Genomic DNA, 8,493 nt, shown 5'->3' with positions numbered 1-8,493 from the left:
AAACACAAGAGGTATTCAAGATGAATGTTAAATCAAGAAAAGAAAAAAGGCAAGTAAATGTAGAAAATCAGGCAATTAATCTTTTGTCAAAAGAGGAACTGAGCAAGAAAATAGAGGTGGTAGAAAAAGAACTGAGATCCTATACCTGGCGGGAACTGGAAACAAACGGTAAGTTTGCCAAGAACGATAAACTCTCCTTCATTACTGATGACATGCTTATAGTAGGATGCGATATAGGCAGTGAGACTCATTATATCAGGGCAATTGATGTCAGAGGAAGGGAGTTAAGCCGTGGAGCATTTGAATTCAGCAATACTGCAGAAGGCTTTGAAAATGCCAAGGCATGGGTGCTGGCACTTGCGGCAAAAAACGATAAGAAACAGATAGTGCTGGGTCTTGAACCGACAGGTCACTACTGGTTTGCGTTGGCTGCATGGATGATTACAAACGGAATCAGCGTTGTTCAGGTAAATCCATATGCTGTAAAGCAGAGCAAAGAAATCGAAGACAACAGTCAGCTCAAGGATGACAGAAAAGATCCCAAACTGATTGCCAATCTTGTGAAAGATGGCAACTATGGAATGCCATATATCTTCCGGAAAAAGTCTACGCAGATATGAGAAGGCTCTCCGTGTTCAGGGATCAGCTTACCGAAGACAGGATACGAAATATCAATCGTCTCCATAGGGAACTGAAAATCTATTTTCCGGAATACATGGACGCATTTGGGAAAATAGATGGTGCATTCACCCTGGAAGTACTGAAAGTATCAGCCATCCCATCGGATATCGCAGCACTGGGAGAGGAAGGCATAAAAAATATCTGGCATGATGCAAAACTAAGAGGACGCGGCTACATCAGAGCCGGTGAGATTGTGAGTTATGCAAAGAAAAGTGTGGGGCTTAAGGATGGGACTGATGCAGGCAGGGAGGCAGTGAAGTGGTATGCCGAACAGATCCTGAAGCTGAATGAGCAACTTGCAGTGATTGAAAGTGCTTTACACAAGAAATGCAGGGAAATACCCTATACAGAAAACATACTGGCAATCAATGGTGTAGGCGAAAAAAAAACTGGCTGGAATACTGGCAGAAATGGGAGATATCAGCAGGTTTGATGATGTGAAGGAAATCCAGAAGCTAAGTGGGATGGGGCTGGTGGCGTGCAGTTCCGGCAAGCATAAAGGACAGACAAAGATCAGCCACAGAGGACGCAAGAGGTAGATGGGACGAAGGAAGTTGGGACACGATCCCTTTAGACACGGAAGGTTCATCATCATAGTTGTTCAGAGGGAAATAGCCTTTATAAAGCAAAGAAAAGGGATGCTTTATTAGCTATACCTGTTTATTAGCTATTCGGTACATGATACTACGATATCCATCACTCCCGGCTCTGTTTTTGAGGTAAATAAAAATCGTCAAAGCGGCCAGTAAAATCAATAGATTTAGGCTTGACAGAATAGGAAGGATTTATTGGAATTTTATACAATAAAAAATTCTTGTGCAAAAAAAAGAGAATTTGCTGAATGTTGTATAGTGCTCTTGAAAGGAGGAAGCAGGGAAGAAAGTAAAAATAATAACTCCCTGTGAATGATATTTATGGCAAATGAAAAGAGCTGTAGTATTTGCGGATCAACCAATTTGATATTGGAAATTAATGATGTATGTATATGCGTGAACTGTATACTCCATTTGAATCGCAGAGTTGAGGAAGAAGCAACCCAGAAGTATGAACTGAAAGATGTGCTGAATGAATTTTACAGTCATTATCCCCGTACATATGAGCCACCAAAGACAATGCCTGAACACTACTGTATTTATAATCCGGCCGAAATTATGTCTTATTTGAATAGATGTATCATCGGTCAGGAGGAAGCGAAGAAAACATTGGCAGTTGCTGTATACAACCATTATAAGAGGATGGGGCATGAGGATATTGAAAAAAGCAACATTCTGATCAGTGGACCTACGGGTTCTGGAAAAACGCTCCTGGTGAAAACACTGGCGAAAATGCTTGACGTACCTTTCGTCATTGTGGACGCAACCACATTTTCCAAGACAGGATATGCGGGAGCAGATGTTGACAGTATTCTTACGCGTCTATATCAGGATGCAGGAAACAACGTTCAGGCTGCTGAAAGAGGTATCGTGTATATTGATGAGATTGATAAACTTGCCTCTGGCGAGATGATGGGAGAAGGTGTGCAGCAGTCACTTTTAAAACTGATTGAAGGATCCGTTGTGAATGTTCCAATATCTCTTTCTAGGAATCCAATGAACCAAGGCATGGTACAGATGAATACAAAAAATATCTTATTTATATGTAGTGGTTCGTTTGAAGCGTTCAAAGAGAAGACAATAGGATTTGGAAGTTCGGTACCTACCTGTAAAAATGAAGTGAAAGGGATTATTCCTGAACTATTGGGGAGGTTGCCGATACGTGTATCACTGAATGCTCTCACAAAGGATGATATAATCAATATCATGTGCAAACCTGAAAATTCCATCATTAAACAGTATCAGAGATTGATGGCAGATGATGGGGTGAAATTGGAGTTTTCCAGGGGAGCTATCGATGCGATTGCGGAAAAGGTAATGAATGACGGAACCGGCGCCAGGGAAATCCGGACTGTGATTGAAGAATTGATGAGGGATATTATGTTTGAGGTTCCATCTCACCCGGAATATAAAAAAATCTTCATCACCAAGAGGACCATACAATATGGTTATCCTTATATCTGCAAATGTGAAGAGGGTGAGGCTATCAAGTAGATGAACACAACAATTTTATTCTGATAAAAAAGGGAATCAACTCTGTTGGTTCTCTTTTTTTCTTCAGCGGAATTAATCTTTCATATTACTAGTGCAAAGATGAAATTTTGATTACGTGTGAAAGGAGAACGAAAAATGACCAGAACATATCATACACCATTTTCAGAAAAATATACATTAAGTATTGAACAGGCGGCAGATTATTTTGGCATTGGTCAGAAGAAGTTGAGACAAATTGTTGATGATCATAAGGATGCGGATTTTATTTTGCGAAATGGTGCAAAAGTATTAATCAAGCGGAAGAAGTTTGAAGAATTTATCGATAATACAAATTCTATTTGATTGAAGGGAAAATGAGAATTCAAAAAGAGCCGTAACTGTGGTATATTATTTATATACTATAGCAAAGGCTCTCCATGAATTAGGAGGGATTAGAAAGTGAGTATAAAAAGACGGGATAATAAGAAGCGTATTCTGAGAGACCGTGAGAGCCAATGCAAAGATGGGCGTTATAGATATACATATTATGACGCAAATGGAAAACAAAGGTGTATATACAGCTGGAAACTGGAGAGTACGGACAAACTGCCGGCGGGAAAACGGGATTGTATTGCACTACGGGATCAGATTGCTGAATTGAATAGATTTTTGGATAAGGGAGGATCGACACAATCACGTGATATCACGGTTTTGCAACTTGTAGAGCGGTACATTACACTTAAGCAGGGTGTTCGCCCGACGACTAGACAAGGATATCAGACGGTTGTGAATTTTTTGAAAAAAGATCCCTTTGGAAGTAAGAAGATAGATCATATCAGACTTTCCGATGCGAAATTGTGGTTTATTCAGTTACAAGCGCATGGAAAAAGATATAGTTCGATTCACGCAATCCGTGGTGTGCTCCGCCCGGCTTTCCAGATGGCTGTAGATGATGACTTACTGGTGAAAAATCCATTTGACTTCCAACTGGCTACAGTGGTTGCAAATGATTCTGTAACACGCGAAGCAATTAGTAGGAAACAGGAAAAGCAGTTTTTGGATTTTGTAAAAGAAGATTCACATTTCAGCAAGTATTATGAAGCAATTTATATTTTGTTCCATACCGGCTTGAGAATTTCCGAGTTTTGTGGCTTGACTATCTCCGATTTGGATATGGAAGAACGTACGATTAACATTAATCATCAGCTTCTGCGTACAACTAATATGGAATATATGATTCAGGACACAAAGACTTCCTCCGGAACTAGGATCATTCCGATGACGGATGAGGTATATAATTGTTTTGAAAAAATCCTTAAAAATCGTAGAAAACCCAAAGTAGAACCTATGATTGACGGAAAAAGCGGTTTTTTGTATTTGGACAAAAATGATATGCCCATGGTAGCACTCCATTGGGAAAAATATTTCCAGCATATATGTGAAAAATACAACCGCATTTATCGAGTACAGATGCCAAAAGTGACACCTCATGTATGTCGCCATACTTATTGTAGTAACATGGCAAAATCAGGGATGCATCCAAAAACTCTGCAGTACTTAATGGGGCACTCGGAGATTGGAGTAACGTTTAACACATATACACATGTTGGATTTGAGGATGCCAAAAAAGAACTGTTACGAATCCGTTGTGTGGTATAATTGTGTATTTTTTTAATGATAAATTAATGATAAATTATGCCATAGAAAAAAGACAGATGTTTAGCAAGGCACACTGTAATGATAAAAACTTTCCATTTTATCATTAATTTATCATTAATGCCGGGAAAAGTATGGAAAGATATGAGAAGTTTTGCTTATTCAGCCAATGTTTGAAAAAAGCCTTGAAACCCGCATAAAATAAGGCAAAACATGGCATAACGTTACAAAAATTAGAGGACATAAATTTATGATAAAAGTGTTATTTATATGCCACGGCAATATCTGCCGTTCTACCATGGCTCAGTTTGTTTTTCAGGACATGGTCAATAAATCAGGCCGTCAGGCCGACTTTTACATTTCTTCCGCGGCTACCAGCCGGGAGGAGATTGGCAACGGTCCGCATTACGGAACGGTGCGCAAATTAAGACAGGAGGGCGTTCCGGTGCTGGATCATCGCGCGGTTCAGATGACTAAGAAGGACTATGAAAAATATGATTACCTGATTGGCATGGACTCGGCGAATATCCGGAATATGCATCGCATTACAGGTGGTGATCCGGAGGGGAAGATTTACAAACTTCTGGATTTTGCCGGGGAGGCGAGAGATATTGCGGATCCATGGTACACGGGCAATTTTGACTGGACCTATGAGGATGTTGTGCAGGGATGTAAGGCGCTGCTTGCACATTTCGCCGACTACAGATAGTTCCAGGATGCTATTTACATTTGAAGGCGAATGCTGTACCATAATGGGAGGCTGAAATGAAGATGACGGGAGGATGAAGATATGTCGATGGTGATTAATCACGAGTTGCCGTTGCCGGATAAATTAAAAGCAGAATACCCGGTGCCGGAGAGACTGTGTGAAATCAAAAGGAAGAGAGATAGGGAGATTCGTGATATTTTCACAGGAAAATCAGACAAGTTTGTCGTTCTTGTGGGTCCCTGTTCTGCAGATAATGAGGATTCCGTGTGTGAATATGTGAATCGACTGAAGAAAGTTGCGGACAAGGTTTCGGATAAATTGATGATTATTCCACGGGTTTATACGAATAAACCGCGTACGACAGGAGATGGTTATAAGGGAATGCTTCACCAGCCGGATCCGGATAAAGAGCCGGATTTGCTGGCGGGAATTATTGCGATTCGTAAACTGCATATCCGTGTGATGGAGGAGACGGGTCTGACTTCTGCGGATGAGATGCTTTACCCGGAGAACAGAAGTTATCTGGATGATGTGCTGTCTTATGAGGCTGTAGGAGCCCGCTCTGTTGAGAATCAGCAGCATCGTCTGACTGCCAGCGGTATGGATATTCCGGTGGGAATGAAAAATCCTACCAGCGGGGATCTGGCGGTTATGTTGAATTCAGTGACGGCGGCTCAGCATCCGCATCGTTTCATTTACCGCGGATGTGATGTGAAGACCAGTGGAAATGATCTGGCGCACACCATTTTACGCGGAGGCGTGGACAGATATGGTAAGAATATTCCAAATTATCATTATGAGGATCTGGCGCGTCTTGCGGAAATGTATGCGAAAAGAGATTTGCTGAATCCGGCGGTCGTGGTGGATGTGAATCATTCCAACTCTGCAAAGCAGTATAAGGAGCAGATTCGAATCGTCAGCGAAGTCCTTCATAGCAGGAATTATAACCCGGATCTGAAGAAGCTGGTGAAGGGTGTTATGATTGAGAGTTATCTGGTGGAAGGAAGACAGGATATCTGTGAAAATCTCACATATGGCCAGTCTATTACGGATCCGTGTATCGGTTGGGAAGATACAGAACGCCTGATTTATGACATTGCAGAAAAATGTTAAGCAATTCTTGAATTAAAATAAAAAAGAGAAGATATCCTGGAGATTGGACGTCTTCTCTTTTTATTTTCGACAGATATTTATATAACAATCATTATTACTCATGCTATATAGCAGTTTGAAAATTAAATTTCTCCCTGATAACCACAATTGCCACAAATATATCTTGCACAGCAGTCAACATAGTGAAGAACACATTCTGTTCCACAACGTGGACAACGAATTGTTGATGGGCCGCTGCCACCGGCAACTTTCTCTAAATCTTTTTCTGTCATTCCACCGATTGGTTCTTTGTTTAATGTATTATCTGACATAGGACACGCCTCCTTTACTTATATCTAAATATTACCACCTGAGGGTAGAATAAGCAAGAATATTATTGGTTTTTTCCTTTTCTTTTTTGGTGACCGGTTGATTCGGGGTTATGGGTTTCGGCGTTCTGATTTTGATGTTCTCCATGCTGTTTGTTTTGTGAGTTCTGCTCATGATTTCCGTTTTGATTTCCTTCTGTACAGGTGGCATCTGAAGTAACAGGCTCGCCGGATAATTCAGAAATCCTGTCGTAAATCTGGCGCATGGTCAGGTGATGAATCTCTTCTGGTGTGACGTTTGGATCTAAAGCTTTCAGTTTTTCATAGGCCTTATATTTACCAACAGACATTCCCAAATCATGAGCAGACTGGACTTCTTCAGAGTTTGAAGAATCACAGTGTATTTTTTCACCGCAGGCGGCAGTGGCAGATTCTACATTTTCCAGCATTTTTTCATTCTGTTCTTCATCTTCTCCGGCAACGGTGACAGAGATAAGATGCTCCGGTATCAGATAAGGCTTCAGCTCCTCACTGCTCAGGATTTTTTCTATTGCATCCGAATATTTCAGAAAACGTACATTGATCGTGTCGGCCAGTTTCTCCCCGTCTTTATTGTAGCCCTTCATGTTAATGACCCGGTCGAAGCGATTGATATTCAGCTCGACCGAGGGGTTGATGTCAATGCTGATGGCAGAGACAGGGGTGAAATATGAATAACATCCGCTTGCTCCCAGAAAGAGGAGGAGGCAGCATGCCATGGCAACAGCATATTTCCTCATATAAAATGTTTTGCGCGGCTGAAAGCCATTTGTTTTCTGGTAAATAGAATCGAGGGTATGCTGTTTTAAGTCCTCAAGTGCATGGACCTGGTCAAACGCTTCTTTTATTTTGTTATTCATGAAAATCACCTCCCAGCTTATCTTTGAGTAGTTTTTTTGAGCGAGTCAGAAGAGTATAAATGGTATTTGTGTTTTTCTTTAGAATCTGTCCGATCTCCGGTGCAGAATAGCCTTCGTAATAATGAAGGAAAACGACGTCTCTGTATTTTTCGGGAAGGGACAGGACAGCTTCTATAATTTCCATATGATCTGTGGACATCTCTGTAGTCTGACAAAGAACTTCATCTATGGGGACAGTACGGTTCCGAAAGAAGTTCCGGAGCAGATCTTTACAGGCATTGATGGTGACACGGATGAACCAGGCCTTCTCGTGCTCATTACTTTCGAATACAGTTGAGTCGAGGACATATTTTAGAAAAACTGTCTGAAATATGTCCTCGGTGTCTGCGCTATTTTTAAGATGTACCATACAGAGCCGCCGAACGGTATCTGAGTACCGTTCAAGCGCTCTGATTGTCTCCTGCTCGCTTCGCATAATTGATTCCGCCTTTTATCTGTTTCCTCGTCCGTGATGTCCGTTTCCAACCTGCTGTCCCTGTCCATTGCCCTGACCGTACCCGTTACCGTTGCCGGAACCATCACAAATCGCATTTTCTTTGTTGTCACAAACACCGTTGCTGTCAGCGTCCACGAAATTGCCATTACCATTACCGTTATTCTGGCAGATGCCGGTGCCATTACCCTGGCAGACGCTGTTTTCATTGCATTGTCCATTACCATTACCGTTGCCGTAACCGTCACAAACCGTATTTTCCCTGTTGTCGCATATACCATTGTTATCAGCGTCAACAAAGGTCTTTGCTATATTATGAGCCGGTTTAGCTGCAAATGCAATAGTAGTTCCTGCGGTTGTGATCATTGCTGCGGCAAGAATGCCGACGATTAATTTCTTCATAGTTTTGTTCCTCCTGAATCAATCTGTTTTTTTGTTTTTCAATAGTAATACGATTGGTTTTGGAGAATCCATTCAAAAAAAGAAAATTTTTTTAGAAACAGCAATACCCCGGTCGAGAGGATGACCGGGGTAAGCTTTTCAAAAGGATTCTATTGTATGAATAAAA

12 protein-coding genes are annotated in these 8,493 nt (G+C 41.3%); 8 read left to right on the top strand and 4 right to left on the bottom strand.

The window, feature by feature from the left end; all coding sequences use genetic code 11:
• The 8 genes from ACQRCC_RS06110 to ACQRCC_RS06075 all read left to right on the top strand — a co-directional run.
• The coding region (locus ACQRCC_RS06110; protein ID WP_427849924.1) for an IS110 family transposase at nucleotides 1-620 on the top strand (620 nt) is incomplete at its 5' end.
• A gap of 11 nt (nucleotides 621-631) precedes the next feature.
• Nucleotides 632-1,114: a hypothetical protein gene (locus ACQRCC_RS06105; protein WP_427849923.1), complete on the top strand. Its 483-nt coding sequence runs from the start codon at nucleotides 632-634 to the stop codon at nucleotides 1,112-1,114.
• The gene (locus ACQRCC_RS06100; RefSeq protein ID WP_427849922.1) at nucleotides 1,092-1,220 is read left to right on the top strand and encodes a transposase; all 129 of its coding nucleotides are present in this window, start codon (nucleotides 1,092-1,094) and stop codon (nucleotides 1,218-1,220) included. The genes ACQRCC_RS06105 and ACQRCC_RS06100 overlap by 23 nt, the downstream gene beginning before the upstream one ends.
• 375 nt (nucleotides 1,221-1,595) lie before the next feature.
• Nucleotides 1,596-2,768: an ATP-dependent Clp protease ATP-binding subunit ClpX gene (gene clpX, locus ACQRCC_RS06095; RefSeq protein WP_427849921.1), complete on the top strand. Its 1,173-nt coding sequence runs from the start codon at nucleotides 1,596-1,598 to the stop codon at nucleotides 2,766-2,768.
• A gap of 135 nt (nucleotides 2,769-2,903) precedes the next feature.
• Nucleotides 2,904-3,110 carry an excisionase gene (locus ACQRCC_RS06090; protein ID WP_427849920.1) on the top strand — a complete coding sequence of 69 codons (207 nt, stop codon included), beginning with the start codon at nucleotides 2,904-2,906 and terminating at the stop codon, nucleotides 3,108-3,110.
• Nucleotides 3,111-3,206: 96 nt separating this feature from the next.
• Nucleotides 3,207-4,406: a tyrosine-type recombinase/integrase gene (locus ACQRCC_RS06085; RefSeq protein WP_427849919.1), complete on the top strand. Its 1,200-nt coding sequence runs from the start codon at nucleotides 3,207-3,209 to the stop codon at nucleotides 4,404-4,406.
• A gap of 247 nt (nucleotides 4,407-4,653) precedes the next feature.
• On the top strand, nucleotides 4,654-5,112 hold the full coding sequence (locus ACQRCC_RS06080; protein ID WP_427849918.1) for a low molecular weight protein-tyrosine-phosphatase: 459 nt from the start codon (nucleotides 4,654-4,656) through the stop codon (nucleotides 5,110-5,112).
• Between the two features lie 81 nt (nucleotides 5,113-5,193).
• On the top strand, nucleotides 5,194-6,225 hold the full coding sequence (locus ACQRCC_RS06075) for a 3-deoxy-7-phosphoheptulonate synthase (RefSeq protein ID WP_427849917.1): 1,032 nt from the start codon (nucleotides 5,194-5,196) through the stop codon (nucleotides 6,223-6,225).
• 122 nt (nucleotides 6,226-6,347) lie between these two features.
• On the opposite strand, the gene ACQRCC_RS06070 is transcribed toward ACQRCC_RS06075, so the two are convergent.
• From ACQRCC_RS06070 to ACQRCC_RS06055, 4 genes are all read right to left on the bottom strand, one after another.
• The gene (locus ACQRCC_RS06070; protein WP_427849916.1) at nucleotides 6,348-6,536 is read right to left on the bottom strand and encodes a hypothetical protein; all 189 of its coding nucleotides are present in this window, start codon (nucleotides 6,534-6,536) and stop codon (nucleotides 6,348-6,350) included.
• A 62-nt stretch (nucleotides 6,537-6,598) separates the two neighbouring features.
• Nucleotides 6,599-7,432: an anti-sigma-I factor RsgI family protein gene (locus ACQRCC_RS06065; RefSeq protein WP_427849915.1), complete on the bottom strand. Its 834-nt coding sequence runs from the start codon at nucleotides 7,430-7,432 to the stop codon at nucleotides 6,599-6,601.
• Complete coding sequence (locus ACQRCC_RS06060) at nucleotides 7,425-7,907, bottom strand: RNA polymerase sigma factor (RefSeq protein ID WP_427849914.1); 483 nt, start codon at nucleotides 7,905-7,907, stop codon at nucleotides 7,425-7,427. The genes ACQRCC_RS06065 and ACQRCC_RS06060 overlap by 8 nt, the downstream gene beginning before the upstream one ends.
• A gap of 15 nt (nucleotides 7,908-7,922) precedes the next feature.
• Nucleotides 7,923-8,327 carry a hypothetical protein gene (locus tag ACQRCC_RS06055; protein ID WP_427849913.1) on the bottom strand — a complete coding sequence of 135 codons (405 nt, stop codon included), beginning with the start codon at nucleotides 8,325-8,327 and terminating at the stop codon, nucleotides 7,923-7,925.
• Nucleotides 8,328-8,493 lie beyond the last annotated feature (166 nt).

The organism is Sporofaciens sp. SGI.106 (genome assembly GCF_050314255.1).
Classification (GTDB): domain Bacteria; phylum Bacillota; class Clostridia; order Lachnospirales; family Lachnospiraceae; genus Claveliimonas.
Note: the sequence above shows the minus strand (reverse complement) of the source record. Positions and strands in the feature narration are given on the sequence as shown.